Here is a 25,521-nt window from a genome sequence, read left to right as displayed (position 1 = left end):
TCCGCCAGCCGTCGCTTGAACCAGCTAACCCTGTGAATGCGGCTGCGTCATGCTTTTGCTGCTGCCGAATATCTTCTATACTATAGTCATTATCGGGTTGACCTATTTGGGAGGAACATAGCGCATGAGCATATCACATCAATCGAGTGACAAGCCGGTCCAGGTATTTCCGTGCCTGACGGCGGTTTCGCCTGAGGAGTGGCGGGAGTCCGGGCCGTTCATCCGGCGTTTTAGCGCCAAATCGCGAATATTCCATCGGGATGATGCGGCGGCATATGGTATGTTCCTTCTCAGTGGAACTGCGAGGATTACGGTGATCGGCGAAAATGGCTCCGAATCCGTCATCAACCTGCTGACGGCGGGAGAAATTTGCTCACTTCTGGTGCTGAGCGGTCTGAGCGGGCGCGAGTATCCCGGTGAGCTGACTGCCGAGACCGAAGTGGAAGTGCTGTTTGTGCGGAAAAGCAGCTTTATGCGTTGGGTACAGGAGTACGAGTCTATTCGCGCCACCGTGTTCGGCGGGCTGCTTGACGGCATGCTTCGCATGGTGGAACGGACGCAGCAGCGCCAGACCCTCCCGCTTGACAACCGCCTTGCCGGAGCGCTGCTGCGAATGACGGCCGGGGAAGCGCCGACGGTGCGGATCACCCATCAGGAGCTGGCCGAAGAGGTCGGTTCGGTTCGTGAAGTCGTGACAAGGGCACTTGCCCGGTTTCAGCGGAAAGGGTGGATCGAGACCAGCCGGGGAACAGTCCGTATTTTGCAGCGCAAGCTGCTGGAAGAGGAGTTTGGTGACCTGGTCACAGAGGAATCCGGAGCTTCCTGCTAAAGTGGGTTCATGCATCTCATGCATAGAAGATCCATGAGGAGGAATATCTTATGACTAACCTGCTGATGACCGGGGATAAAGCCCCGCTCTTCCAATCGATCGACCAGCACGGCGATCCGGTTTCGCTGGACCAATTCCGCGGCAGTAAGGTGCTGCTGTCGTTCTTCCGTAATGCGGCATGCGCTATGTGCAATTTACGCGTTCATCAAATGATCGAGAGGTACCCCGACTGGCGTCGCCAGGGGCTTCAAGTTATCGCGTTTTTTGAATCGCCGGAAGCGAACCTGCACAAGTATGTAGGCGCGCAGCAGGCGCCTTTTTCGCTCATTGCCGATCCGAATGCCGCCATCTATAACCTGTATGGAGTCGAATCGTCGAAATCCAAGACGGAAGCTACATTAGCGCTGCCGAATGTTCATGAACTGGCAGATGAAGCGGCGGCGGCCGGTTTTCCGCTTACGCCTGAAGAGGGGGCCAATTTCCACCGCATTCCGGCCGAGTTTCTGATCGATGAAGAGGGGATCATAAGGACCGCATATTACGGAAAGCTGATTACCGATCACCTTCCTTATGAACGGGTGGACCGGTTCGCAGCGTCCTCCCCGGAGGAGGCACCTATGAAGCCGGAGAATCGGTCACGCTAAAAGCCTTTGAAATAAGTCGAGACAATCCCTTACCATTGTTATTGATTGTTTGGAACGCAAACAGTCACAGCAGGAATTTCCTTGCTTTGGCTGTTTTTATTTTCGTTTTCTCTCCATATTCCTTTGTGGTAGTATTTGGTCAGGAGGCATGAAGATGAACACGACAACTTTGACTGCGCTTGCTGAGCCTAACCGGCTGCATATTATCGAGCTCATTCGCGACCGCGGCCCCCTGACCATTGGAGATATCGCGAATCGGCTTGAACTCAATCAGCCCCAGACATCCAAGCATGTCCGGGTTCTTCACGAGGCTGGCCTCGTTGAAGTGCAGCCTGCCGCCAACCGGCGAATCATTAAGCTGCGTACCGAACCATTTCAAGAGCTGGACCACTGGCTCGAGTCTTTCCGATCGATGTGGGATGACCGTTTGGACCGCCTGGATGAATATCTGCGGGATATTCAGGGGCGAGACTCATCGGAATGAACGATATGAATCCCCCATATGAACCGTAAAAAAACATCGCGATGTCGTGATGTTTTTTCTTTTGCTTCAAGTTGAACCCCTTTTAGGACTGCATGGATGCCCCTAATGCTTCCAAGTCATGTTTTAACCACTCCATAAAACGGCGGGAGACCTGCGAATGGGTCTTTTCCTTGCGCTGGATGACGCCGAGGTAGACAGGGCCGTGATCCGGCAGATCGAAGTCCAGAATCGCGATATTGTCCTTGCGGAAGGCCGGCTCGTTCATGAACGAAAAGTTGAGCCCGATGGTCACGGCGCCATGATTCATGCACGCCCTGAAGATCAGATCCCGGTTATTGGTAGTGAAGAGCACGTCTACCGGGCCATAAAGTGACTGAAAGTCGTCCATATACCACTTCACATAATCGTCGTTATAGAGGACGACGGTCTGCTGCCTTAATTCTTCAGGACCGACCGTGGGCTTCAGGGCGAGCGGCGACGCGCTGCTGATGCCGGCGACCATGTGCACGGGGAGCAGCCGTTCGAAGGCCAGGCCGGTGCGTTCGATCAACCGGTTTTTGAACAAAATGATGAGTCCGAGATCGCTTTTGTCCTGGATCACATCGTCAATGATGTCCTGCGAGCCTTTTTCCACGATCTCCAGCTTCACGTCCGGAAACTTCTTTTTGAACTCGATCACGACACGCTCAAGAAGAGACATAGGGCTTGGTATGGTTGCCACCCGCAGCCGGCCCTTGACCGTACCCGAAAATCCGCGGGCAGCCTCCAGCAGATCCTCATATTTCTCCAGCGTTTCATACGCTTTTTTGATAATGATTTTGCCTTCGGGAGTCAGGGTGACTCCGGACTTGGACCTGGTAAAAATGCTGATCCCCCACTCCGATTCCAGACTGGTGATGGCTTGGCTGACCGCTGAAATCGTCACGTGAAGCTGCTCAGCCGCTTTGGAAATCGAACCTGCCCGCGCCACCTCCACCAAGTACTCCAGCTTTTCCGTATTCATGAAGCATCGTCCTTTGATCTTTAAGTTTTTCTTAAACAAAATTCAATAGGTTTAAATTTTGCTGAATCTCAAGACATGTTAACATAATGATGTGAGTTACGAAAGGAAGGGTTCATGATGAGACTCGAAGGAAAAGTTGCACTGATTACAGGCGCCGGCGCCGGGATCGGCAAAACGACGGCTCTCCGCTTTGCGGAAGAGGGTGCCAAAGTCGTGGTTACCGATATAAATCAAGACAGCGCCAAGCAGACGGCTGCGGAAATCAAGCAGGCTGGCGGCGAAGCTGCGGCATTCCGTCATGATGTCAGCAATGAGGACGAATGGAAAGAAATAGCGGATGCCGCGGTTCAGCAGTTTGGCCGCATCGATATTTTGTTCAACAATGCCGGCATTTATTTCATTAAGCCGCTGGCCGACATCGAACTGGCGGAATGGAACCGGATGATGGCGATCAACGTGACCGGCGTTTTCCTTGGGATGAAGCACGTGATGCCGCTTATGGCCAAACAAAACAGCGGTTCCGTCATTAACGCATCCTCCATTGCGGGGCTGACGGGCGCATCCGGCCATATCGCTTACGGAGCTTCTAAAGGCGCGGTCCGGACGATGACCAAGGACGCCGCGATCGAATACGCAGCCGCAGGCGTTCGGGTGAACTCGATCCATCCGGCCTACATCAACACGGCCATGGGCGCTTATGCGTCGGAGGTGAGCCAAATGTCCGAAGCCGAACTTGGTAAAAAGGTTGCGCCGATGGGCCGTTTCGGTACGGTGGAGGAAGTAGCGAATCTGGTGGTATTCCTGGCATCGGACGAGTCGTCGTATTCCACGGGATCCGAATTTGTCATCGATGGCGGGGCAACGGCTATCTAAGAGTCTGTACATTAAAGTGAATTCATAGGAGCGTGTTCAATCATGAAATTTGATTCCAAAGTAGCGATCGTTACCGGCGGCGCCAGCGGCATCGGGGAAGCGACGGTACGGATGTTTGCCTCCGAAGGGGCGAAGGTCGTTATCGCCGATTTTTCGGACAGGGGCCAGACCCTCTCAGAGGAGCTGAACGCTCAGGGTTACGATACGCTGTTTGTGAGAACTGACGTGACGCAAGAAGCCGAGGTACAGCGAATGGTCGAGCAGACGGTCGCCAAGTTCGGCAAGCTGGACATCCTGTTCGCCAACGCGGGTATCGCCAAGGACGGACCGGCGGACCGGTTATCGTCGGACAGCTGGCAGCGGACGATCGACATTAACCTGACGGGTGTATTTTTAAGCGACAAATATGCGGTCCAGCAGATGCTGGCCCAAGGCACGGGCGGGGCGATCGTGAACTGCGGATCCATTCACAGCCATGTGGGCAAGGCGGGTGTCACGGCCTATGCGTCCGCCAAGGGAGGGGTAAAGCTGTTGACCCAGTCAATGGCAGCCGATTATGCCGCCAAGGGCATCCGCATCAATGCGGTGTGCCCGGGATATATCGACACGCCGCTCATTCAGGGCAGGGACGAAGCGATTACCGCACATTTGACCGCCCTTCATCCGATGGGACGGCTCGGCAAGCCGGAGGAAGTCGCCAAAGCCGTGCTGTTTCTGGCGAGTGAAGATGCTTCCTTCATCACCGGCGCCAGCTTGCTGGTCGACGGGGGATACACGGCGGTATAAGAGGAGTGCCTGCTGGGCATGATAGAGTACTAAACCGATACAGCGCAGAATATGGAGTGGGGGCAACCCCGTAATGCTCCTGTTCTGCGCTTTTTTGTATTAAACAGAGTAAATATCGTAAGCAGCAGAAGGTGAACCAAGCTCTGCTATAGAAATTAGCTGTATGGCTGATATTCCGACGCTTGCACAAAGCGGCATGGATATGCGCAGCACTATAACAGCAGGGAGGTAGCTCGTTGTGACTAACCATCCATCGCCGACGCCGGAAATTCAGGCTTATCTGGACCGGATCGGATTCCAAGGCAAGCTGGACAATGGGGCGGACACGCTGGCAGAACTGCAGCACTGCCATATTTACAGCGTTCCCTATGAAAATTTGGATATTTTAAACGGTGTGCCCCTATCGCTTGACATTCCGGACCTATACGACAAAATCGTCGTGCGCCGGCGCGGCGGATACTGCTTTGAGCTCAATGCGCTGTTTGGCTGGCTGCTGGGCGAACTGGGTTTTCCCGTGACCCACTATTTCGCCAGATTTTGGCGCGATGAGGATAACCTGCCTCCGAAGCGAAGGCATCATGTGCTTCAGGTCGAAGCCGAAGGCGCCCGGTATTTATGCGATGTCGGAGTAGGCGGAAATGTCCCCGGCAGGCCTGTGCTGATCAAGGAGCATCTGGAACAGCCGCAGGGAACCGAATGCTACCGCCTTGACCGGGATCCGTTCTTCGGCTGGCAGCTGATGGAGCGGAAAGGGGAGGATTGGCGGCTCATTTATTCTTTTGCCGAAGAGCCCCAACTGCCGCGGGATTATGTGATGGCCTCGTTCTGGTGCGAGCATGCTCCGGAATCGATTTTCAGGCAGGGTCCGATGGTGTTTATCCGCACACCGGAAGGGCGAAACACGGTCGCTGGCGACGAGTTCCGGATCTTTGCCGGCAAGGAAGTGCGCATTCTCACTCCCCGGACACCGGAAGAGAAGCGGGATGCGTTCAGGCAGTATTTTGGCATTGTCCTCCCTGAATAAAATGACTGCTGCCCCTATCAAGATTGGGCGTGAGCAGCCGCATCATAATGAAAAGTGCCGTCTCCCTTTGGAAGGGACAACGGCACTTTTTTGAGGTTGAAGGTTCACACTAAAATACGCTCCGGACTAACCCGCCGTCGATCCGCAGCGCGGCCCCGTTGATCGCAGAGGAGAGGGGGCTGCTGATAAACGTGACGAGGTGAGCAATTTCCTCCGGCTGGATCAACCGCTGAATGATCGAGGTCGGCCGGTTTTCCCGCATGAAGCGCTGCTCCGCCTCCCGGATCGTTAACGACTCGCCAGGATACAGGGTATCGAGCATTGTCTCAACCCCCTCCGTCAGGGTGGAGCCGGGCATCACGGTATTAACCGTCACGTTTGTGCCCTTGGTCAGCTCGGCAAGGCTGCGGGAGATCGACAGCTGCATCGTCTTGGTGGCGCTGTAATGCGCCATCTCCTGCGACGGCATGACGGCGGCTTCGCTGGCAATGAAAATAATTCTTCCACGGTCCTGCTGCATCATCCGTTTCAGATAATGCCGGCTCAAGCGGACACCGCTCATAATGTTGACCTCAAAGAAGCGGAACCATTCCTCATCCGGGATATCGAAAAATTCGGCCGGCTCAAAAATGCCCAGATTGTTCACCACGATATCGACATTCGGATGCTGCTCCATCAAGGTGCGGCATCCTTGTTCCGTCCCCAGATCGGCGACTGCGGGAACAAGTTCTGCCCCGGCATGCCGCCCCCGGATTTCTTCGATCGTTTCGTGGACCTTGTCTTCACGGCGGCCGTTAATCAGAACTTTGGCCCCTTCTGCAGCCAGTGAAGACGCGATCGCCTTGCCGATGCCGGAAGTGGAGCCGGTGACAAGCGCGGTTTGTCCAGATAGCTGAAGCTCCATAATGATACCCTCCTCCATAAGAATCCCTAAATAGGATCCCTACAATTTAATCTTTTATACCACTAGTTTCCAGTTCTTCATTCTAACTGTCAAGTCTGCCTCGCATCAAAAGTTCAAAACTTCAGACATCCGTCACTTGCCGGCCGGAACAGAGGAGGTGTTTGCCTTTGAGCGGAGCAACGTTTCTAGCAGAATGGCATTGATCTATGAAAAAATGGGTCTCTTACGAGGAACACATCGTTCCTGAGCTTACTATATATATCAATGTCAGATAGAAGCATTCTGACAGACAACGGTTTACTCAGAAAGGAGGATCCGCCATTTTCAGATCAACCGGCATGTCTCGCAAAGAGACCATTTTGCGGTTTTTTCGCGATCAAGAGGGCAGAATCCAGCTGATCTGGCGCATTCTGCTCGGCTGGCTGGCGTTTGTCGCCGGGCTCGGGCTGGCCGTGGCCGCTGCAACGGTTGCAGGCTCTTATGGTTTTCCCACTTTGGGCTTGCAGGTGATTCTGGCCGTCGTAACCACAGGCATAAGTGTGCCCCTGATCTATTTGCTGAGGCGGTATGCCGACAGACGGCCATGGAGCGGGCTCGGGCTAAGTTCTCCGCCGACCGGCCTGCCGTACTTTCTCCTTGGAGCAGCTTTCCTGGCGCTCCTTACCGCAGCCTCCCTGCTGATCGGCAGCGCCTTAGGCTGGCTCGAAGTCGTCGCTTTGCATCTTCCCGTGCCTACGCTGTTTGCGATTTTGATTAATACGGCCATCGCTTTTTTCTATGAGGCTTTTCCCGAAGAGATTTCCTTCCGCGGCTATTTGTTCCGCAATTTGAACACGCGGTTCCCGCGCTGGATCGCCCTGCTGCTGCAGGTCTCCCTGTTCGTGCTTGCGCCGGTCGCTCTCACCGCAATCATGGTAGCTGCTGGGATTGCCACATGGGATCAAATTACGGCAGACTATATCATCAACTTGATTGCCTTCGGCACGCTGCTGCAAATGTGCCGTATTCTATCAGGCAATCTGTGGATGAACATCGGCTTCCACGTGGCATGGCTCGAAATGGTCCGGTACGTCGTCGTTCCGTCTTCTTCGGCGCTCATCGAGGTGCAGTACAACTCTCCACTCGGCGCGTACCTGGTCAATATCGGCTCGGTCGTCATCGGCATCATCGTGCTGCTTACCTGGTCGCTACGCAAGAAAAACAGGGTGAACTGGAACCGCGTTGAGCCGGAAGACGCTAAACAGGTAAGTTAAGTACAAGCATAATCCGGAAAGAAAAACCGATGGAAGGCGGGCTCTGTGGGAGCCCGCTTTTGTCATTCGTGCAGAACGGTGTAGACGTGCGGTATTGTGAGCAATTCGGGGGAATGGCGGGCTGGGAGGATTCCGGGCATGGTTTTCCTGTACATTTCCACCGTTTTCCTGCCTTGTGCGCTTCTTTTGGCTGAGAATATAATCAGCTTATTACACGACATATCGAAGAAGGAGAAGTCATGGGAATATGGGTGCGTGAACGGTCGTTTTACAGCATGTTTATCCGGTTAACCGTGCTGATCGGACTGCAAAATATCATTACGCTTGGCGTCAATTTGTCGGATAATCTGCTGCTTGGAGGATACAGCGAATCCGCGCTGTCCGGAGTTGCGCTGGCCAACCAGATCCAGTTTATTTTGCATATGCTGGTCATGGGCGCGGCTGAAGGGCTGGTCATCCTGTCCTCCCGAAATTGGGGCGCCAAAAATATAGACGCCATCAAACGGGCCTCCAGCATCGGGATGCGGATCGCCCTGGCTGTAAGCGTAATCATGTGGGCGGTCGTTTTTTTCTTCCCGCACGGCTGCCTGTCCCTGTTTACGAACGAGCAGAACGTGATCGCGGAAGGGGCGAAGTATTTAAAGATCATCTGTTTTTCGTACATATTTTTTGCGGTGACCAACATTTTGCTGGCGGCGCTCCGCAGCGTCGAGGTCGTGCGGATCGGCTTTCTCGTTTCACTGTCCACTTTGATCATTAATGTGTGCCTGAATTACCTGCTGATTTATGGCCACCTGGGCTTCCCGCGCCTTGGGGTGAGCGGTTCGGCCATCGCCACACTGACCGCAAGGGTGATCGAATGCGTAATCGTGCTCACCTTCGTGAAGAAGTTCGATCAGCGGATCCGCTTTAGGCTGAAAGATTTTTACAGCATCGACAAGTCTCTGTTTAAGCAGTATCTGCGGATCGGATCACCTGTGCTGATGGCCAATCTGCTGTGGGCCGTATCGATGGGTGCCCAGACCGCCATCCTGGGGCATATGGGCGAGGCGGCGATCGCCGCCAACAGCGTGGCGAACACGATTTTTCAGCTGGTCACGGTCGTTACTTACGCATCGGCCAGCGCGACGGCGGTCATCATCGGCAAGACGATCGGGGAAGGGAATACGGGAAAGGTCATTTCCTACAGCAAGACGCTGCAACTGCTGTACTTGATCATCGGCGTACTGACCGCGGTCCTGCTGTTTGCCGTGAAGGACGTCGTCCTCGATTTGTATGCAATATCGGAGAGCTCCAAAACGCTTGCCCTGCAGTTCATGACCATTCTGTCGGTGACGGTCGTCGGTACGGCATACCAGATGCCTGCCTTGACCGGCATTGTCCGCAGCGGAGGAGACACCAAGTTCGTCCTGTACAACGACTTCATTTTCATGTGGCTCATTGTGCTGCCAGCTTCGGCGCTGTGTGCGTTTGTGTTTGATCTGTCGCCGGTTATTACGTTTATGTGCCTCAAATGCGATCAAATCCTGAAATGCTTTGTTGCGATCGTAAAAGTGAACAGGTACCGCTGGATCCGGGTGTTCGACGAGCGTGGCGGGAAGCCGAAGGACGCCGGCGGCAATGTCGCGACCTGATGCAGGATGATCACCATCCGGCAGGCGGCCTAAAGGGAAGGAGCGATTCGCTTAAGATGATATGGGACTGCGTGATCATCGGCGGAGGACCCGCCGGATTGAATGCCGCATTGGTGCTGGGGCGCTCCCGCAGGACGGCGGCGCTGATCGATAATGACCAGCCGCGAAACCGGGTCACACGGGTATCGCATGGCTATCTGACGCGGGACGGCGTCCGCCCCGAACAATTCCGAAACTTGGCATATGAGGAGATCGGGAGGTATCCTACCGTTCGCCGGTTCATGGCAACGGCTCTGGAGGTGAATTCGGCCCGCGGTGCTTTCCGCGTTATCACTTCGATGCGGGAAGAAGTGTGGGCCAGAACGTTGATTCTGGCTACCGGGCTGCACGAAACGCTGCCCCGCATTCCCGGCCTAGAGCCGCTGTATGGTAAAAGCATCTTTAATTGCGTTTATTGCGACGGCTATGAGCTGCAGGACCGGCCATTGTTTGTGCTGTCGGAGCAGCCGGGACTGTATCACTTCGTCAAGACGGTTCACCATTGGAGCCGGGATTTAATCGTCCTGACGAACGGCAAGCCTGTTCTGACGTCCGGGGAAAAGGAAAAGCTCCAGGTCAAGAGGGTGCCTGTTGTGGAGGAGCCGATTCATTCGTTTAGAGGAGACGGGGGGCAGTTAACGGAAGTTGTATTTCACAGTGGTGCTTTCATTCCGCGAGCCGGAGGCTTCATCGTACCTCATTGGTCACAGAAGGCTCCCTTCGCGGCGCAGCTGGGCTGCCGGCCCGATGGGGCGGGCGGCATTGCCGTGGATGAACTGGGCAGAACGAGCGTAAAGGGTGTGTACGCTGCTGGCGATACCGCCCGTTTCGGGCCTTCGCAGCTGATCATTGCTGCAGGACAGGGGAGCAAAGCCGCCATGGCAGTGAATGCGGATCTGATCGATGAGGAGTTTTGATGGGGACGATGCTCACTGTAGAACCAAGCTCAGCATGTATATAATCGTACATCGTATCCGTTCCACGGGCCATATTCCCGGTTTCTACTTGGGAATACGGCCTTTTTTAGTAGGGATGATCCAACCGATCAAGCAATTGATCCGCCACCTTTCGCTCGCCCTCGGACAGGCTGCCGGTTAGTTTCAACTGCTCCAATTTCGCCTTGACCTGGGCGATATCCTGATAACTTAGTCCATAAGCCAGATGGGATACTACGGACTCGATTTGAGATGGAGTTTCCAATCCTGCGACTGCTTCAATGAATTTAACCGGTTCCCGTGTGTACAGCTCGGCCAGGATAGCGTCATAACTCTCGGTAAGCGCGCCATCCGTGCCGTTTTCCCCCCTGATGATGTTAGGATAATCTCCAGTTTCGATCTTATCCAATTGTTTATAGAGATACTCAACGGTCTCAAGCGACTTTTGGCCGCTGATCCGGTTATACGTCGTCCAATTGATCCCCGCAATTTGCCGCATCATTTGAGCCACTTTTTCCTCATCGCCAATGTCTGTCCGGGAATAGATTTCGTACAGTGCTTTTTCCGCGGAGATCTTCCTGCCTCCTTTCGGAATGACGGCCGCTTGCGGGGAATCGTCCGTCCCGGATTGACCGGCCGAATCGGCGGTAGGCTGCTGCCCGGACGTGCTGGAGCTGCTTGGCGAAGACCCTGTAGCAACGTGATTCGAATCCGAAGAATCGGCACAGGCGCTGAGCGATCCGCACAGTATCGCACACACGGCAAACAACGCAAATTTGTGGTTCATCCGAAATCTCAACCCTTTCTTGTATATCTGGATACATATTCCAGACGTTACATAGAGATAAAAGTTGCTGTTGACCGGGGGAATTAACAAATTTATACAGCAGAGGATGAGAAAATTATCGTATCGGCATCCGTCAGCAAGGCCTTTTGACAACCCATCTGCCATAGTCAGAAACCAAGCGTTACTTATGAACTATCTTCATCTGCTATAATTAGGTCTAATGATGCGTTGAGGAGGCCGCCCAAGTATGGCGAATTCAGTTTTTGAGCTGCTCGAGATCGATGACAGCCTTCCGTTTGACGTATCCCTGCACAGTGTGAATTACGTGCCCAGCCATTGGCATAACAGCGTTGAGATCATTTTTGTGCTGCGGGGAACGCTTGAGGTTTCGATTGACACGGTCAGCCATACGCTCAAAGAAGGGGATGTGCTGCTGATTAACCAGCAGCATGTCCATGAGGTCATTGGCCTGGACATGAACATTATCGCCACCTACCAAATTCCAACCGCTTATTTGAAAGAACATATTGCAGGTTTTGAGGGCTTTTCTTTTGCATTTCAGGCCAGTAAGTCCGGGCCGGAATCCCGCGATGCCGTTTCCCGGCTGCGCCGGCTGCTTGCCGAGATGGTCCAGCTCAAATACAAGCAGACAGAGACGTACGAACTGGAGATGCAGGCTGCGATGCTTGGCGTTCTTTCCATCCTGGTCAAGCAGTTCAAGGTCCCGCTGTCCGAAGGCGGTATCAGTGAGCGTTACATGGACCGGATGCTGCGGATTATTACGTATATCGATAACCATTACCGTGAGCCCATCACCCTTCAGTCCATAGCGGACCGGGAGTTTCTGTCCGTGCCTTATTTATCGAAATTTTTCAGCGAAAATATCGGACTGAATTTTCAGGCTTATCTGACCAGCATTCGGTTAAAAAATGCCGTCGAGGATCTGCTGCGCCAAGAGGAAATCCCTATTGCCGACTTGGCCATGTTTCACGGTTTTCCGAACGCCAAGTCGTTCTATTCCGCGTTCAAGAACAGATATCATGTGACGCCGAACGAGTATCGGAAACAGTACCGGCCGGAGCCGGGAAAGAAGAAGGAAAAATCGACTTCGAATTATATGGAGTTCAATCAATCCAGCGCTCTCGGGATTATCAATCAATACCTGGAGCGGGGCGCATCGCCGGGCGACAGGGAGGTGCATTCGCTGGAAACGCTCACCCGCCAGGTGGATGCGGCCGTGAGGACCCAGGCGATATCGCATACGTGGAAAAACTTGATCACGATCGGCAAAGCCAAGGAAGGGCTTCATGCCGACGTTCAGCGGCAGCTCCGTTACGTTCAGGAGCGGTGCCCGTTTCGCTTTTTGCGTTTTCACGGCATTTTTGATGACGGCATGATGGTTTACCATGATAGGGAGGACGGGCAGCCCGCCTACAATTTCCGGCTCGTCGACCAATTATTTGATTTTCTGCTCTCCATTCATCTGAAGCCGTTTGTGGAGCTCGGGTTTATGCCCTCCGCGCTCGCGGCGGATCCGGAGAAAGGGCTCTATTTTCGCAGAAGCTATACAAGCCCGCCAAAGTCCCTCGACACCTGGTGCGAACTCATTGACCGCTTTATCCGGCACTGCATGAACCGGTACGGTCCGGCGGAGGTCGAGAGCTGGATGTTCGAATTTTGGAACGAGCCGGAGCTCGAGGTGTATTGGCCGGGAACGGATGAAGAGTACTTCGAGTTGTATTCCCGGACTTTCCATACGATGAAGAACATTTCGCGGAATCTGCGGATCGGGGCGCCAGGGCGGATTATAACGCTTCGCTCCAACTTGTTCAGCGAGCGGTTTTTTGCCTTTTGCCGGGAGCGGGAATGCCTGCCTGACTTTATCCCGTGCCATTTTTATCCGCATGAAAATCTGGAGGGATTCTTCGAGCCGGATGAGGAACAAAGCGAGCTGCGCAAACTGGAGCCGTACCGCATCCTGCTGGAGGAGTTTCGGGGCATTTCGCCGAACCCGGATTATTTACGGGACATGCTGACCCGGGAGAAGCAGCTTCTTGAAAAGGAAGGCCTGTCGGACCGCGAGATATACCTGACGGAATTTAACTCCACGGCATTTCACAGGGAGCTGACCAACGATACGCTGTACAAGGCGGCATATATCGCGAAAAATTTGATCGATAATCTTGACCGGATTCAGGGTTTCGGCTACTGGGTGCTCAGCGACAATATCGAAGAAACGTCGGCATCCCCTGCGTTGTTCCACGGCGGGCTGGGTCTGATCGCCCAATACGGGATTCCTAAGCCGGCTATGTATGCCTACGAGCTGCTGGCCAAGCTGGGGGATCAGCTGATTGAACGCGGCGAAGGCTATATTGTGACGAAGAGCGCGAATGCCTATCAGATTCTGTGCTACAATTACTGCCACTTTGATGACCTGTATGCCCTGGGGGATACTTCGTTCGTAACACCGACGAGCCGGTACAGCGGGTTCAAAAACGAGAGAACCGTCAAGCTGGAATTCCAGCTGGATGGAATAGACAGCGGCAGGTATAAAATCGTCCGCCGTTCCTTGAACCGGTCGAGCGGGAGCAGCTTTGACGTGTGGGTGGAAATGGGTGCACCGTCTATCATGACCGGGGAGGATCTGCATTACATCAAGCAGAGATCAGAGCCCGGTCGCCATATCACCCACATCGATGTGGAGAACCGCCATATGACCTGTACATTTACGCTGGAACCGCACGCTGTCGAGCTCGTCGAGCTGATTCCGGTCATTTGACGCGGGGGTTGTGTCAATTTTTAACCTGAATTTTCGCGGTGTGGAGTGAAACGCTTACAAATGAATTAAAAATGGCCATAAAAGACTGCAAACCGCCGCCTCTCCTGAGCTGGGCGGTTTGTTTTATAATTGGTTTGTAAACGTTTTCAGATAATGAGGAGGTCAACCCATATGGCTAAAGCAAAAATTATCGGTCAAACGATCACGCCATTCAAACGGCTCACTTTCGGTATCATGTTCGGATATGCCTGCATGATGCTGGCTCTCATGACACCTGCAACGCTTCTATTAACTTTTAAAATGGTCGAAATCGATCCAAACGGCTATACCTCCTCCTACGGCTTGGTATCCGGGATTGGCGCCTTCTTTGCCCTGATCGGCAACCCGCTCGGCGGAGCGATCAGCGACCGGACCAACATCTCCTTCGGCCGCCGGCGCACATGGATTCTGCTCGGCCCGCTGTTTGGCTGTGCCGCACTGCTGTGGGTCGGAATGTCCACGCAGATCTGGCAGATCATCATCGGCTGGGCGATCGCCCAATTGTTCTTCAACTTCGGCATGGCCGCGTACACAGCGCTGATTCCCGATCAGGTGAAGGAAGAGAAGCAGGGAACGATTTCCGGGCTGCTGGGTACCGTGTTACCGGTAGCTATGGCGCTGGGCATGGTGCTGATGACGGCCATGACGGACGCCTCCTCAACAACGAAATGGAGCCTGCTTGCGGCGATCGGGATCGTGGGGCCCATCATCAGCCTGTTTATCATCCAGGACGGAAAAGTGCAGATCGAACACATGGCACAGGAAAAGATGACGCTTAGCGAAAAACTGAGCAGAGTCTACCCAAACCCGCGAAAATTTCCGGCGTTCAGCTGGGCAGTCGTATCCAAGTTTTTGTTAATGATGGGGTACTGCAGCAGCTTGTATCTGACCGTTATGCTGGTTAACCGCATGGGCTATAGTGAAAGCGCTGCAACCGCAGCCGTGGCTACCATTAACATCGTGTCCATGGTGGCGATGGCGGTCACGAGTATTTTTGGCGGCGTCTTATCCGATAAGTTCCGTAAGCAAAAGCCGTTCCTGTATATTTCGGCTCTCATTATTATCGCAGCCATACTCATCTATGCTTTTATCGCGCATAACACGGCATTTATCGTAGCGTCCGCCGTGATGGGACTCGGGTTCGGCTGTTTCACGGCGGTCGATATGGCACTGGTTTCGCGAATCCTTCCGAACAAGGAAGACGCGGCCAAAGACTTTGGCATTATGAACGTAGCCAACGCGCTGCCGCAGTCGATCGTGCCGGCCATCGCACCGCTGCTGCTGAACATTGGCGGCTGGTCCTTCTTCTATATTGTGCTTGCGGTCTGCGTCGTGGCCGGGGTGGCCGCGCTCAAGCCGCTGCCTGAAGTCGGGGAACACGCCGCTGAAAGTAATCCAACCAATCTGGAAATGGGGAGAAGCGTATCATGAAACGAAATCTGACAGAGATCATCTCTCAAATGACCTTAGAAGAAAAAGCCAGCCTATGCTCGGGGCTGAATATGTGGCAGACCAAACCGGTTGAGCGCCTCGGCATTCCGTCCATTGTGATGACGGACGGTCCGCACGGCCTGCGCAAGCAGGCCAATCCGGGGGACATGTCGAGCAAGACGGTGCCGGCCACCTGCTTCCCGAGCGGAGCGGGTCTGGCCTCTTCCTGGGACCGTGAGCTGATCCGGGAGGTCGGCGCCGCGATCGGCGAGGAGTGCCAGCAGGAGGATGTGCAGATTATCCTCGGGCCTGCGGTCAATATTAAGCGGTCACCGCTATGCGGCAGAAACTTTGAATATTTCTCGGAAGATCCGTACCTGTCCTCGGAAATGGGTGCGAGCCATGTGAAAGGCGTCCAAAGCCAAGGCGTCGGAACGTCGGTGAAGCATTTTGCAGCCAACAATCAGGAGACGCTGCGCAACTCGATTAACGCCGTGGTCGACGAGCGGACATTGAACGAAATTTATCTGCGCAGCTTTGAGGGTCCGGTTATCGAAGGTGATGCCTGGACCGTGATGTGCGCCTATAACCAGGTGAACGGCGATTACTGTTCGGAGAACGATTACCTTCTGAACCAGGTGCTGAAGCAAAGATGGGGCCACGGCGGACTGGTCATGACCGATTGGGGCGCCATTAACGAACGGGTGAAAGGACTAAAGGCCGGACTGGAGCTGGAAATGCCTTATGTCGGTCCGGAGCATGACCGGATGATCGTGAAGGCTGTCCAGTCCGGAGAACTGGACGAGGCCGTGCTGGATGAGGCGGTTCGCCGTCTGCTCACAGTCATATTTAAAGGATACGATGGTAAAAAGGAAGCCTTCGCCTACGACGCAGAGGCTCATCACCAACTGGCCCGGCGCGCGGCCGCGGACTGTATGGTTCTCTTAAAGAATGAAGGCGGCCTGCTACCACTGAAGCCGGAACAATCGGTCGCCGTCATCGGCGCGTTCGCCAAGCATCCGCGATACCAGGGCGGCGGCAGCTCGCACATTACTCCGACACGAATGGATGCTCCATTTGATGCGATTGCAGGAATGTCTGCTGACTGTGCGTTTGCCTTGGGCTATCTTCTCAAAGGCGGCGAGGCCGACGACAGCTTGATCGAAGAAGCCGTGAAGCTGGCGCAAAGCAAAGACGTGGCCGTCATCTTCGCCGGCCTGCCGGATTCGTTCGAATCGGAAGGAGTAGACCGCACACGGCTGGATATGCCTTCCTCGCACATCCGCCTGATCGAGGCGGTCGCGGCGGCGCAGCCCAGCACGGTTGTCGTGTTGTCCAACGGATCGCCGGTGACGATGCCTTGGCTTCCGCAAGTCCAAGCGGTGCTGGAAGGCTATCTGGGCGGGCAGGCGACGGGAAGCGCAGCGGCCGACGTGCTGTACGGGAAGGTGAACCCAAGCGGCAAGCTGGCGGAGACGTTTCCCGTTCGGCTGGAACAGACGCCGGCGTTCCTGAATTTCCCGGGAGGCAAAAGCGAAGTGACGTACGGGGAAGGCTTGTTCGTAGGCTACCGGTATTATGAAGCGAAAAAAGAGGAGCCTCTTTTCCCGTTCGGTTACGGACTTAGTTACACAACCTTCGCTTATGAAGATATCCGGGCTGACCGAACGTCTATGAAGGATACCGACACCGTCAACGTGTCCGTTACCATTCGCAACACTGGTGCGGTTGCGGGCAAGGAAATCGTGCAGCTGTACGTCAAGCCGCTGGAGAGCCATGTCGTCAGACCGGTCAAGGAACTGAAGGGGTTTGCCAAGGTTCATCTGCAGCCGGGTGAAGCGAAGACGGTCCATTTTGCGCTGGATCAACGGGCTTTTGCCTACTTCAATACCGATATTCATGACTGGTTCGCTGAATCCGGGGCTTACGACATCGTTGCAGGTCCATCATCGGCGGATACGCCCCTGTCAGTCACCCTTAGCCTGGAATCGACCGGGATTCCGTTCCGCAAAGTGGGGCGCAACACCAAGTTCTACGAGCTGATGGCCATTCCCGAAACGGCTGCGTTTGCCGAGGAAGCAATGGAGGGCAGCCTGGAGCGCCTGAAACAGATGGGAGCTATGTTTGCGGAGAGCATGGGCGACGACGGAATCGCCGAGCTGTTCGAGGCCGTGGTGAAGTGGCGGAAGTATGACGCCCTGCGCTCGCTGTCCGGCATGATGGGCGGGGGAACGTCGGAAGCGGATTTATCGAAAATCATCGACGATCTGAACACCAAGCTGAAACTAAATTCGTAATCCGGATGATGGAGTGGGGGAAAGGGAATATGTCGAATACAAAAGCTGCACTAAATATAGAAGAAATTCGTTATGTGAACAATACCGAGGGGCCGACACTGGGCTATTCGGCCGCCTCGGGCGTAAAGATCCTGGAACAGGACGGCCTTTATTTCAAGGACCTGAGCAGGGACGGTCAACTGGATCCTTATGAGGATTGGAGGCTGTCGCCTGTAGAGCGGGCCAAAGATCTGGCGTCCAAGATGACGACCGAGCAAATTGCCGGTCTGATGCTGTACAGCCGCCATCAGGCGGTGCCTGCGGCGAGCGGAGGCTGGTTCTCCGCAACCTACGGAGGCAAATCCTTTGAAGAGAGCGGCGTCAAGCCGTGGGAGCTGACCGATGAACAGCTCCATTTTCTGGCTCAGGATCACGTGCGGCATATCCTGGTCACCACTGTGGAGAGCCCGGAGACCGCTGCCAAGTGGAACAATCGGGTGCAGGCGTTTGCCGAAGGGCATGGCCTCGGCATCCCGGCCAACAACAGCTCCGATCCGCGGCATGGATCCGACTCCAGTTCGGAGTTTAATGCAGGCTCCGGCGGCGCCATCTCCATGTGGCCGGAAACCTTGGGCCTGGCGGCGACCTTTGACCCGGAGGTGACGCGGAAATTCGGGGAGATCGCCTCGAAGGAATACCGCGCATTGGGTTTGTCGACGGCGTTGTCCCCGCAGATCGATATCGCCACCGACCCGCGCTGGTTCCGCTTCAACGGAACGTTTGGGGAAGATTCGGCGCTGGCTGCCGATATGGCCCGGGCGTACGTCGACGGCTTCCAGACTTCGGAAGGAGAACGCGAAATTCAGGAAGGCTGGGGCTATGACAGCGTCAACGCCATGGTGAAGCATTGGCCGGGGGGCGGATCCGGTGAAGGCGGCAGAGACGCTCATTTCGGCTGCGGCAAGTATGCGGTCTATCCCGGGAATAATTTCGGCGAGCATCTGATCCCGTTTACGGAAGGCGCCTTCAAGCTGTTCGGGAAGACGGGCAAAGCCTCGGCCGTCATGCCGTATTACACCATTTCGGCGAACCAGGATACGGTGAACGGTGAAAATGTAGGCAATTCCTATAACGCCTGGTTGATCGGAGATCTTCTTCGCGATCAGTACGGATACGATGGCGTTGTGTGCACCGATTGGATGATTACAGCCGACGAGTCCCCTGCCAAGGATTCTTTCCTCAGTGGCAAGCCGTGGGGCGTGGAGGAACTGACCGTCGGTGAACGGCATTACAAGCTGCTGATGGCCGGGGTGGACCAGTTCGGCGGCAACAACGAAATCGGACCGGTGCTGGAAGCCTATGAAATCGGGGTGCGCGAGCACGGAGAAGACTGGATGCGGCAGCGGTTCGAGCAGTCCGCCGTCCGGCTTCTGGTCAATATGTTCCGGCTCGGATTGTTCGAGAATCCGTATCTTGACCCGGATACGAGCGCCCGAGTTGTCGGAAACGCCGAATTTATGCGCGAGGGGTATGAGGCTCAGCTGAAGTCGGTGGTGCTGCTGAAAAATAAAAATGCGGTGCTGCCGCTGAAGGCCGGAAAAAAGGTATATATTCCGAAACGCTATACGCCGGCAGGAACCGACTGGTTTGGGAACCAAACCCCGGAGAAGCTGGAGTATCCGGTCAGTCTGGAGCTGGTATCCAAATATTTTACGGTGACGGATCAACCGGATGAGGCGGACTTTGGCCTGGTCTTCATCACCTCCCCGAAATCGGGCTTCGGTTACAGCCAGGAGGACGCGGAGCAAGGGGGAAGCGGCTATATACCGATCAGCCTGCAGTACCGGAGTTACACCGCCGAGGATGCACGGGAAGTGAGCCTTGCCGGCGATCCGCGTCCGGAAGATGTGCTGAACCGTTCTTATAAGGGGAAAAGCGTTACACCTCAAAATACGACAGATCTGGACGCGGTGCTGGACACCCGGAAGGCGATGAAAGGCAAACCGGTTATCGTGTCGATGATGCTCTCGAATCCAGCGGTGGTGAACGAATTCGAGTCCGAAGCGGATGCGATTGTAGCCGATTTTGGCGTTCAGGCGCAGGTGATCATGGAGATCCTGACTGGCAGTGCGGAGCCTTCGGGTCTGCTGCCGATGCAGATGCCGGCCCATATGAAGACGGTTGAGGAGCAGCTGGAGGACGTGGCTCATGATATGGAATGCCATGTGGACTCTGAAGGCAACACGTACGATTTTGGCTTTGGCTTGAATTGGGGCGGCGTTATCGAAGACGAGCGCACGCGGAAATACCGGAAGCGTTGAAGCAATGAAGCGTTGAGGGATCCTCGACAAGTATAAATAGTAGAATCCCTCCAGCGAAAAGAATAGATATCACGAAAAGCACACAATAGCTAAGGATCGCCCGCTGATGAAGCGGGCTTTTTTTCGGACCTTCAACGCCGATCGTCCGTTGGCGCAGAGGCACCCCGCAATAGCTGCTTGATTAGACTCTGGTTTATGCTTTCCGTGTCTTTATAAAGTTTGGCTATATTTATTTTTGGCGTTGAGGCGGCCGGAGTTCTCTGCTACAATTCCAAGCAGAAAGGCGGTCGATCTCGATGGCAAATCAATTTGCCAGTATGCCAAGCGGCTCATGCAAAGCCTATTCATAGGGCGAACCTTTGCATGGGCGGACGATCAGTTTAACAGTTCGCCCTCAGGATGTTTTATTGGATGGGCTTTGCACCTTATTTTCTCAATTTAAATAATAAGGGAGTTGAATGCATTGACCAATCCATGGATAAACAAACGTCAGCATCTCATCAATCTTCAAACACAGGTCCAGCGGCTGCTGGATGAACTTGCGCAAGACGATATCGGTGCAGGATTCCAAGCCACAGCCTACTGGCACGGTGAACTGGTGGTGAATGCCTTTTCAGGCAGCGCCGATGTCTTAGGACAAAATCCCGTCCATCCGGATACGCTCTTCGTGATGCAGTCCTGCTCCAAAGGTTTGATTTCCACGGCGATTCATATTCTCGCCGAGCAGGGCAAGCTGGCGTATGATGAGCGGATTTCTCATTATTGGCCCGAGTTCGGGGCGAATGGGAAGGAACAGATTACGCTCCGCCAGGTCCTGACTCATACGGCAGGAGTTCCTTTGATGCCTGCGCACGCGGATATGGAGCTGGTTACCAACTGGCAAGCGATGGTGCACGAGATGGAACAGTTACAACCTATCTGGGAGCCTGGCACCAAGGCAGGTTATCACGGCTTGACCTTTGGATGGATTCTAGGGGAAACGGCCGCCAGAGCGGATGGCCGAGCGATTGGCCAGATCATTCAGGACGAGATCTGCAAGCCATTAGGAATGGAGGGGGATCTGTATTTAGGAGCCCCAGCGGAAGCGGAAACCCGGATCGCCGAAATTAGCGGCGAAGCCGTACCTATTGCTTCCATGCCCGATGACATGCTGTTCAAGCGGGTGCTGCCTCCGGCACTGGTTCCGGTTGCCAATCCGGAATGGAACTCGGCTTGCTTCCATTCAGCAGCCGTACCAGCCGTCAATGCCGTCGCAAATGCTCAGGCGTTAGCGCGCATGTATGCTTCACTGATTGGCGAGGGCGTGGACGGCAGACGCCTGCTCAAGCCGGCCACCATGACCGAGGCAGCACAGCTGCAATTTGAAGGGATCGACGAAGTTGCGCTCGCTCCCGTTCGGTTGGGGCTGGGCTACTCGCTTAGCCAAGACGGCGATGCCATGGGCGGCAGCCGGGCGGCTTTCGGTTATGCCGGATTGGGCGGCATGATCGGATACGCCGATCCGTCGAACGGCCTTGCCGTGGCGGTGCTGTGCAACCGGATGAAGGTTGGGCGGGGAGACCGGTCTCCGGATCGGCTGGTAACGGATCTGATCCGCGAGAAACTTTGTCATACGTAAATTGAATTCTATTCCTTCGTTTGAAGGGCCCGGCTTGTTTTACGGTCGGGCTTTTTTTGTCATCGAACGGCGGTTTCAAGAGGAATAATCGTCACGAAGCCACTTTATCAGTAAAGCTGATAAAACCTATAAGATCATTCTAATTGACCGTTCCCCCCTGCTGTGATAGGTTCAAGAGAGAAAATATGAGTAATCTACTAGGAATTATCACTAATGCATGCTACGCGAGGTGGATATTTGTTGGAACTTCAAGTAACGAACAGCCCTTTTAACCAAGAGCAGGTCGAGCTGCTCAACCGTCTGCTGCCCACATTAACCGATGCCCAGCGCATCTGGTTGAGCGGATATATCGCAGCGGCCGCCGTAACGGGTAGCGCTGTGCTGGGAACCGCCCCCATGGCGGCTGCCGCAAATGCGCCGGCTGCGTCTCCGGTAAGCACGGCACCGGCTGCGCCGAAAGAGGTTACCGTCCTGTACGGGTCGCAGACCGGCAATTGCGGGTCGCTGGCCAAGAAAGTGACCAAGAGACTGCAGGATCAGGGCTTTGAGGTCAAGCTATCTTCGATGAGCGATTTTAAACCGAACGGATTGAAAAAGGTGGAAAACCTGCTGATTCTGGTCAGCACGCATGGCGAAGGGGATCCGCCGGACAACGCTATATCCTTTTATGAGTTTCTGCACAGCAAGCGGGCGCCGCAGCTTGAAGGCATGCCGTTCTCTGTACTGGCGCTGGGAGACACCTCCTATGAGTTCTTCTGCCAGACAGGCAAGGATTTTGACAAGCGGCTGGAAGAACTGGGCGGCAAGCGGCTCGTTCCGCGCGTCGATTGCGACGTGGACTTCGACGAGCCGGCGGCGGAATGGATCAACAGCGTGGCCAGTGCGTTTGCCGAGCTTGCCGGAGCAGGAGCCGGAGCTGCACCGCAGGCCGTGCCTGTCACGGCTGATTCGCTGCTCGCATCCGCGGAATCGGAATATTCCAGAACCAATCCGTTCCAGGCCGAGGTTCTGGAGAATATCAACCTGAACGGCCGCGGTTCCGACCGCGAAACCCGGCACTTGGAAATTTCGCTGGAGGGATCGAACCTGGAGTATGAACCCGGAGACAGTCTGGGCATCTACCCGGAAAACCATCCGCGGCTTGTCGATGAATTGATCGAGGCGATGGGCTGGTCCGGCGAAGAATCCGTACCGGTTAACAAAAACGGCGACGAGGCTGCGCTGCGCGAGGCGCTGCTCCGCCATTATGAAATCACGGTGCTCACCAAGCCTTTGCTGGAAAAGACAGCCACGCTCACTTCTAACGGTGCTTTGAACGAACTGCTCGCATCGGGTCATGATGAGCTGAGAGCCTACATCGAGGAACGCGATTTGCTCGATCTGGTGCAGGATTATTCTCTGAAGGGTATCCCGGCCAGGGAATTTGTAGCCATTTTGCGCAAAATTCCGGCCCGTCTGTATTCGATCGCCAGCAGCCTGAAGGCGTCTCCGGACGAGGTACATGTAACGGTTCGGACCGTCCGCTACGAGAACCGCGGAAGAGAGCGGTACGGCGTCTGCTCCGTACAGTTGGCTGAACGAAGCGAACCCGGATCGGCTTTGCCGGTCTATATCCAGCATAATCCGAACTTTAAGCTTCCGCAAAATCCGGATACCCCGATCATCATGATCGGCCCGGGCACAGGCGTCGCCCCGTTCCGCGCATTTTTGAGCGAGCGGGAAGAGACCGGAGCCGAAGGCAAGAGCTGGCTGTTCTACGGCGACCAGCACTTCGCGACCGACTTCCTGTACCAGATCGAATGGCAGCGCTGGCTCAAGGACGGCGTCCTGACGCGCATGGACGTGGCATTCTCGCGGGATTCGGATCAGAAGGTTTACGTCCAGCACCGCATGCTGGAGAAGAGCAGGGAACTGTATCAGTGGCTGCAGGAAGGCGCTGTGGTATATGTGTGCGGCGACGAGAAACGAATGGCCCATGACGTCCATTCCACGCTGATTACCATCCTTGAACAGGAAGGCGGTCTCAGTCCTGAGGAAGCTGCCGAATATATGATTCGCATGCAGCAGGAGAAACGTTACCAGCGGGATGTCTATTAAGCGCATCCGATAGGCAAGCGAGAAGGAGAGAGCAAACATGTCTGAAAACAATTTGATGTCATCAAACAGCGCGCCCCACAGCGATGTGGAGGATATCAAACGCAGAAGCAACTATTTGCGTGGAAGCCTGGTGGATACGCTAAAGGATCCGATCACCGGGTCCATCCCCGAGGACGATAACCGGCTGATGAAGCATCACGGCAGCTACATGCAGGATGACCGGGACCTGCGCAACGAACGGCAGAAGCAGAAGCTTGAGCCGGCTTACCAGTTTATGCTCCGGGTACGCGCGTCGGGCGGCGTGGTTACCCCGCAGCAGTGGCTGATGATGGACCGAATTTCCCAGAAGTACGGGAACGGGACGATCCGCCTGACGACACGCCAGTCGTTTCAGCTGCACGGGGTGCTGAAGTGGAACCTCAAGAACACGATCCGCGAGGTGAACGAATCGCTGCTCAGCACACTGGCCGCCTGCGGCGACGTGAACCGGAACGTCATGTGTAATCCGAATCCGTACGAGTCGGAGATTCATTCGGAGGTGTACGACTGGGCCCGCAAGCTGAGTGCCCATTTGGATCCGCGGAGCCGGGCCTATTATGAGATCTGGCTTGACGAAGAAAAGGTGGTGGACAGCCACGATCATGACGTGGAACAGGAGCCGATCTACGGTCCGGTATACCTGCCGCGTAAGTTCAAGATCGGCATGGCGATCCCGCCTTCCAACGATGTCGACGTATTTTCGCAGGACCTCGGGTTGATCGCCATTGTAGAGGACGGACGTCTGGCCGGATTCAACGTTTCGGTCGGCGGGGGCATGGGGATGACCCACGGCGATCCGGCCACGTACCCGCAGGTAGGGCAGGTCATCGGATTCTGCACGCCGGAGCAGGTGATCGATTTGGCAGAGAAAACCGTGACGATCCAACGCGACTACGGCGACCGTTCCGTGCGGAAACACGCGCGCTTCAAGTATACGATTGACGACCGCGGCATCGACTGGTTTATCCAGGAGCTGACCGCGCGTCTCGGGTGGGAGCTGGAGCCGGCAAGACCGTTCCATTTCGAAAGCAACGGCGACCGGTACGGCTGGGTCAAAGGCAGCAACGGCAAGTGGCATTTGACCCTCTTTATCCAGAACGGACGGATTAAGGATGAAGAAGGGTATGAGCTGATGACCGGCTTGCGCGAAATCGCCAAGGTTCATACCGGGGATTTCCGGCTCACGCCAAACCAGAATCTGATCATCGGCAGCGTGAGCAGCCAGAAAAAGAAGAAGATCACCGAATTGGTGCAGCAGTACGGTCTGACCGACGGCATCCATTATTCGGCGCTGCGCCGTAATTCGATGGCATGCGTGGCCCTGCCGACCTGCGGTCTGGCGATGGCTGAATCCGAACGCTACCTGCCAACGCTGCTCGGCAAAATCGAGCCGATCCTGGAGGAAGCGGGGCTCCGTGAAGAAGAAATCGTCATCCGGATGACAGGCTGCCCGAACGGCTGCGCAAGACCGGCCCTGGCGGAAATTGCCTTTATCGGCAAGGCGCCGGGCAAATACAACATGTACCTCGGCGGCGGATTTGCCGGAGAACGGCTCAACAAGCTTTACAAGGAAAATATCGGCGAGGCCGAAATTTTGGATTCCCTGAAGCAGATTATTTTCCATTATGCCAAGGAACGCCGGGACGGCGAGCATTTCGGCGATTTTACCATCCGCGCCGGTTATGTGAAGGAAGTCCGCTCGGGACAATTTTTCCACGCCTGATGG

Annotated in this window: 19 protein-coding genes; 16 read left to right on the top strand and 3 right to left on the bottom strand. The window is 55.0% G+C overall.

The window, feature by feature from the left end; all coding sequences use genetic code 11:
- Nucleotides 1–124 precede the first annotated feature (124 nt).
- From K2F33_RS26730 to K2F33_RS26720, 3 genes are all read left to right on the top strand, one after another.
- Nucleotides 125–829 carry a Crp/Fnr family transcriptional regulator gene (locus K2F33_RS26730; RefSeq protein WP_263879862.1) on the top strand — a complete coding sequence of 235 codons (705 nt, stop codon included), beginning with the start codon at nt 125–127 and terminating at the stop codon, nt 827–829.
- Nucleotides 830–879: 50 nt separating this feature from the next.
- Complete coding sequence (locus K2F33_RS26725) at nt 880–1,473, top strand: peroxiredoxin family protein (RefSeq protein ID WP_263879861.1); 594 nt, start codon at nt 880–882, stop codon at nt 1,471–1,473.
- 154 nt (nt 1,474–1,627) lie between these two features.
- Nucleotides 1,628–1,957: an ArsR/SmtB family transcription factor gene (locus K2F33_RS26720; protein WP_076167219.1), complete on the top strand. Its 330-nt coding sequence runs from the start codon at nt 1,628–1,630 to the stop codon at nt 1,955–1,957.
- 82 nt (nt 1,958–2,039) lie between these two features.
- Here the strand turns inward: K2F33_RS26720 and K2F33_RS26715 are convergent, their stop codons facing one another.
- Nucleotides 2,040–2,960, bottom strand: a complete 921-nt coding sequence (locus K2F33_RS26715; protein ID WP_263879860.1) for a LysR family transcriptional regulator — start codon at nt 2,958–2,960, stop codon at nt 2,040–2,042.
- Between the two features lie 117 nt (nt 2,961–3,077).
- Here K2F33_RS26715 and K2F33_RS26710 point away from each other — a divergent pair, with 117 nt between their 5' ends.
- The 3 genes from K2F33_RS26710 (at nt 3,078) to K2F33_RS26700 (ending at nt 5,643) form a co-directional block, all read left to right on the top strand.
- On the top strand, nt 3,078–3,833 hold the full coding sequence (locus K2F33_RS26710; RefSeq protein ID WP_263882455.1) for an SDR family NAD(P)-dependent oxidoreductase: 756 nt from the start codon (nt 3,078–3,080) through the stop codon (nt 3,831–3,833).
- 42 nt (nt 3,834–3,875) lie between these two features.
- Complete coding sequence (locus K2F33_RS26705) at nt 3,876–4,619, top strand: SDR family NAD(P)-dependent oxidoreductase (RefSeq protein WP_089546875.1); 744 nt, start codon at nt 3,876–3,878, stop codon at nt 4,617–4,619.
- 238 nt (nt 4,620–4,857) lie between these two features.
- Complete coding sequence (locus tag K2F33_RS26700; protein ID WP_263879859.1) at nt 4,858–5,643, top strand: arylamine N-acetyltransferase family protein; 786 nt, start codon at nt 4,858–4,860, stop codon at nt 5,641–5,643.
- 109 nt (nt 5,644–5,752) lie between these two features.
- Here K2F33_RS26700 and K2F33_RS26695 read toward each other — a convergent pair whose 3' ends face one another.
- Nucleotides 5,753–6,547: an SDR family NAD(P)-dependent oxidoreductase gene (locus K2F33_RS26695; RefSeq protein WP_263879858.1), complete on the bottom strand. Its 795-nt coding sequence runs from the start codon at nt 6,545–6,547 to the stop codon at nt 5,753–5,755.
- Between the two features lie 338 nt (nt 6,548–6,885).
- Here K2F33_RS26695 and K2F33_RS26690 point away from each other — a divergent pair, with 338 nt between their 5' ends.
- The 3 genes from K2F33_RS26690 to K2F33_RS26680 all read left to right on the top strand — a co-directional run bounded on the left by K2F33_RS26690 (nt 6,886) and on the right by K2F33_RS26680 (nt 10,390).
- Nucleotides 6,886–7,800: a CPBP family intramembrane glutamic endopeptidase gene (locus K2F33_RS26690; RefSeq protein WP_263879856.1), complete on the top strand. Its 915-nt coding sequence runs from the start codon at nt 6,886–6,888 to the stop codon at nt 7,798–7,800.
- A gap of 239 nt (nt 7,801–8,039) precedes the next feature.
- Complete coding sequence (locus tag K2F33_RS26685; protein WP_145020909.1) at nt 8,040–9,434, top strand: MATE family efflux transporter; 1,395 nt, start codon at nt 8,040–8,042, stop codon at nt 9,432–9,434.
- 56 nt (nt 9,435–9,490) lie between these two features.
- Nucleotides 9,491–10,390 (top strand): NAD(P)/FAD-dependent oxidoreductase, encoded by a 900-nt coding sequence (locus tag K2F33_RS26680; protein ID WP_263879853.1) that lies wholly within the window; start codon nt 9,491–9,493, stop codon nt 10,388–10,390.
- Between the two features lie 106 nt (nt 10,391–10,496).
- Here K2F33_RS26680 and K2F33_RS26675 read toward each other — a convergent pair whose 3' ends face one another.
- Nucleotides 10,497–11,195 carry a hypothetical protein gene (locus K2F33_RS26675; RefSeq protein WP_263879851.1) on the bottom strand — a complete coding sequence of 233 codons (699 nt, stop codon included), beginning with the start codon at nt 11,193–11,195 and terminating at the stop codon, nt 10,497–10,499.
- A 247-nt stretch (nt 11,196–11,442) separates the two neighbouring features.
- Here K2F33_RS26675 and K2F33_RS26670 point away from each other — a divergent pair, with 247 nt between their 5' ends.
- The 7 genes from K2F33_RS26670 (at nt 11,443) to cysI (ending at nt 25,518) form a co-directional block, all read left to right on the top strand.
- The gene (locus K2F33_RS26670; protein ID WP_263879848.1) at nt 11,443–13,974 is read left to right on the top strand and encodes a GH39 family glycosyl hydrolase; all 2,532 of its coding nucleotides are present in this window, start codon (nt 11,443–11,445) and stop codon (nt 13,972–13,974) included.
- Between the two features lie 171 nt (nt 13,975–14,145).
- A complete protein-coding gene (locus K2F33_RS26665) occupies nt 14,146–15,444 on the top strand; it encodes an MFS transporter (RefSeq protein ID WP_263879847.1) in 1,299 nt (432 codons plus the stop codon).
- Entirely contained in the window at nt 15,441–17,741 is a 2,301-nt protein-coding gene (locus K2F33_RS26660) for a beta-glucosidase (protein ID WP_263879845.1), read from the top strand. The genes K2F33_RS26665 and K2F33_RS26660 overlap by 4 nt, the downstream gene beginning before the upstream one ends.
- Nucleotides 17,742–17,770: 29 nt before the next feature.
- Entirely contained in the window at nt 17,771–20,041 is a 2,271-nt protein-coding gene (locus K2F33_RS26655) for a glycoside hydrolase family 3 protein (RefSeq protein ID WP_263879843.1), read from the top strand.
- A gap of 463 nt (nt 20,042–20,504) precedes the next feature.
- A complete protein-coding gene (locus K2F33_RS26650) occupies nt 20,505–21,659 on the top strand; it encodes a serine hydrolase domain-containing protein (RefSeq protein WP_256992792.1) in 1,155 nt (384 codons plus the stop codon).
- Between the two features lie 240 nt (nt 21,660–21,899).
- Nucleotides 21,900–23,756 (top strand): assimilatory sulfite reductase (NADPH) flavoprotein subunit, encoded by a 1,857-nt coding sequence (locus tag K2F33_RS26645; protein WP_263879840.1) that lies wholly within the window; start codon nt 21,900–21,902, stop codon nt 23,754–23,756.
- Nucleotides 23,757–23,793: 37 nt separating this feature from the next.
- Nucleotides 23,794–25,518 carry an assimilatory sulfite reductase (NADPH) hemoprotein subunit gene (cysI, locus tag K2F33_RS26640; protein ID WP_076167181.1) on the top strand — a complete coding sequence of 575 codons (1,725 nt, stop codon included), beginning with the start codon at nt 23,794–23,796 and terminating at the stop codon, nt 25,516–25,518.
- The last annotated feature ends 3 nt before the right edge of the window (nt 25,519–25,521 follow it).

Source organism: Paenibacillus sp. PSB04 (genome assembly GCF_025809195.1).
Taxonomy (GTDB): Bacteria; Bacillota; Bacilli; order Paenibacillales; family Paenibacillaceae; genus Paenibacillus_AQ; species Paenibacillus_AQ favisporus.
This window is presented reverse-complemented; position numbering and strand designations above follow the sequence as displayed.

Bases quoted from the DNA above. Each gene is read 5' to 3' on its own strand.
- K2F33_RS26710 (WP_263882455.1), top strand. From the start codon at position 3,078: ATGAGACTCGAAGGAAAAGTTGCACTGATTACAGGCGCCGGCGCCGGG.
- K2F33_RS26725 (WP_263879861.1), top strand. From the start codon at position 880: ATGACTAACCTGCTGATGACCGGGGATAAAGCCCCGCTCTTCCAATCG.
- K2F33_RS26705 (WP_089546875.1), top strand. From the start codon at position 3,876: ATGAAATTTGATTCCAAAGTAGCGATCGTTACCGGCGGCGCCAGCGGC.
- cysI (WP_076167181.1), top strand. From the start codon at position 23,794: ATGTCTGAAAACAATTTGATGTCATCAAACAGCGCGCCCCACAGCGAT.
- K2F33_RS26660 (WP_263879845.1), top strand. From the start codon at position 15,441: ATGAAACGAAATCTGACAGAGATCATCTCTCAAATGACCTTAGAAGAA.
- K2F33_RS26670 (WP_263879848.1), top strand. From the start codon at position 11,443: ATGGCGAATTCAGTTTTTGAGCTGCTCGAGATCGATGACAGCCTTCCG.
- K2F33_RS26655 (WP_263879843.1), top strand. From the start codon at position 17,771: ATGTCGAATACAAAAGCTGCACTAAATATAGAAGAAATTCGTTATGTG.
- K2F33_RS26665 (WP_263879847.1), top strand. From the start codon at position 14,146: ATGGCTAAAGCAAAAATTATCGGTCAAACGATCACGCCATTCAAACGG.
- K2F33_RS26680 (WP_263879853.1), top strand. From the start codon at position 9,491: ATGATATGGGACTGCGTGATCATCGGCGGAGGACCCGCCGGATTGAAT.
- K2F33_RS26685 (WP_145020909.1), top strand. From the start codon at position 8,040: ATGGGAATATGGGTGCGTGAACGGTCGTTTTACAGCATGTTTATCCGG.
- K2F33_RS26730 (WP_263879862.1), top strand. From the start codon at position 125: ATGAGCATATCACATCAATCGAGTGACAAGCCGGTCCAGGTATTTCCG.
- K2F33_RS26715 (WP_263879860.1), bottom strand. From the start codon at position 2,960: ATGAATACGGAAAAGCTGGAGTACTTGGTGGAGGTGGCGCGGGCAGGT.
- K2F33_RS26695 (WP_263879858.1), bottom strand. From the start codon at position 6,547: ATGGAGCTTCAGCTATCTGGACAAACCGCGCTTGTCACCGGCTCCACT.
- K2F33_RS26720 (WP_076167219.1), top strand. From the start codon at position 1,628: ATGAACACGACAACTTTGACTGCGCTTGCTGAGCCTAACCGGCTGCAT.
- K2F33_RS26690 (WP_263879856.1), top strand. From the start codon at position 6,886: ATGTCTCGCAAAGAGACCATTTTGCGGTTTTTTCGCGATCAAGAGGGC.
- K2F33_RS26675 (WP_263879851.1), bottom strand. From the start codon at position 11,195: ATGAACCACAAATTTGCGTTGTTTGCCGTGTGTGCGATACTGTGCGGA.